This is a genomic window from Mycolicibacterium palauense (genome assembly GCF_002592005.1).
GTDB classification, from domain to species: domain Bacteria; phylum Actinomycetota; class Actinomycetes; order Mycobacteriales; family Mycobacteriaceae; genus Mycobacterium; species Mycobacterium palauense.
On the sequence record NZ_NVQF01000184.1, the window covers coordinates 1 to 1,878 of the forward strand.

General features: G+C 70.6%; 2 protein-coding genes. Both read right to left on the reverse strand.

Annotated features, from left to right (window positions below; genetic code table 11):
- Positions 1-114: 114 nt before the first annotated feature.
- The gene (locus CSR00_RS29735) at positions 115-1,512 is read right to left on the reverse strand and encodes an aspartate aminotransferase family protein (RefSeq protein WP_099025932.1); all 1,398 of its coding nucleotides are present in this window, start codon (positions 1,510-1,512) and stop codon (positions 115-117) included.
- A gap of 85 nt (positions 1,513-1,597) precedes the next feature.
- Positions 1,598-1,878 (reverse strand): aldehyde dehydrogenase family protein (locus CSR00_RS29740; RefSeq protein WP_141564430.1); only part of this gene is annotated, 281 nt, incomplete at its 5' end.

The following is a 1,878-nucleotide window of genomic DNA, read 5'->3' on the forward strand; positions in this document are numbered from 1 at the left end:
CCATCAACGCGATGGAGGACGAGGGGATGGTCGACAACGCCGCGCGCATCGGGAGCGAGGTCCTCGGGCCCGGGCTGCGTGAGCTGGCCGCCCGGCACCCCTCGGTGACGGCCCTCAGCTCGTCACAAAACCGTCGGCGACCGTCAGGGCGGTGTCGAGGATCGCCAGCCCCTCGGCGACCTCGGCGTCGCTGACGTTGCACGGCGGGCAGGCGTGGATGCGGTTGTAGTTGGAGAAGGGCAGCAGGCCACCGGCCTTGCACGCCCCGACCACCGCGTTCATCGCCGGACTCGAGCCGCCGTAGGGGGCCAGCGGTGCACGGGTGTGCGGATCGGAGACCAGCTCGATCGCCCAGAACACGCCCAGGCCGCGGACCTCACCGACCGAGGGGTGCCGGGCGGCCAGCTCACGCAGCCCGGGCCCGAGGACCTCGCTCCCGATGCGCGCGGCGTTGTCGACCATCCCCTCGTCCTCCATCGCGTTGATGGTGGCCACGGCGCAGGCCGTGGCCAGGGGATGACCCGAGTAGGTCAGGCCACCGGGGTAGGCGCGCTCGGCGAAGGTCGCCGCGATCGCGTCGCTGATCGCGACCCCGCCCAGCGGGACGTAGCCGGAGGTGACGCCCTTGGCGAAGGTCATCAGGTCCGGCACGACATCGAAGTTGTCGATGGCGAACCAGGTGCCGGTGCGCCCGAAACCGGCCATCACCTCGTCGGCGATGAACACGATGCCGTAGCGGTCGCAGATCTCGCGGACGCCGGCCATGTACCCCGGCGGCGGGACCATGATGCCCGCGGTGCCGGGCACCGACTCCAGAATGAGCGCGGCGAACGACGCCGGGCCCTCCATCTCGATGACCCGTTGCAGATGTTCGAGCGCCCGCTCGGTCTCCTGCTGCTCGGTCTCGGCGTGAAAGGTCGACCGGTACAGGAACGGCCCGTCGAAGTGCACCACACCGCTGCTGGCGTAGTCGTTGGGCCACCGGCGGGGGTCGCCGGTCAGGTTGACCGCGGTGTCGGTGCCACCGTGGTAGGAACGGTACCGGGAGAGCACCTTGTAGCGGCCGGTGTGCAGCCGGGCCATCCGCACCGCGTGCTCGACGGCGTCGGCGCCGGCATTGGTGAAGAAGATCCGGTTCAGATCGCCCGGCGTGCGTTCGGCGACGAGCCGGGCCGCCTCCGAACGCGCGGCGTTGACGTGGGCGGGCGCGACGGTGCACAGCTTGGCGGCCTGCTCGGCGATCGCGGCGACCACCCGCGGGTGCTGGTGGCCGATGTTGGTGTTGACCATCTGCGAGGAGAAGTCCAGCAGCCGGTTGCCCTCACCGTCCCAGACGTAGGAACCCGCCGACGCCAGGATCGTCATCGGGTTGAGATGGGCCTGCGCCGACCACGAGTGGAAGACGTGCGCGCGGTCCAGTTCGTGGGCGCGTCGCCCCTCGGCGACGGCGCTGTCGAGATCCTGTCCGCCGGGCAGGGCGGTCGAGGGCAGGGGCGAGGGGAGGGTGGTCATCGGGGTATCTCCTTGGGGAGGCTGCGTCGGGAGGGCCGACGGTGACGATTCTGCTCGGGTTTCGCGCCGCGCGGGCGGGTGCCGGTCAGCTGTTTTCGGGGAAGCCGAGGTTGATGCCGCCCTGCGGGCGCGAGCCGGGATCCAGCCAGCGGCTGGTGATGGCCTTCTGCCGGGTGAAGAACTGCACACCGTCGGTGCCGTGGGCGTGGCTGTCGCCGAACAGGGAGGCCTTCCAGCCGCCGAAACTGTAGTAGGCCATCGGCACCGGGATCGGCACGTTGATGCCCACCATGCCCACCTGGACCTCGTTCTGGAAGCGCCGGGCGGCGCCACCGTCGTTGGTGAAGATGGCGGTGCCGTTGCCGT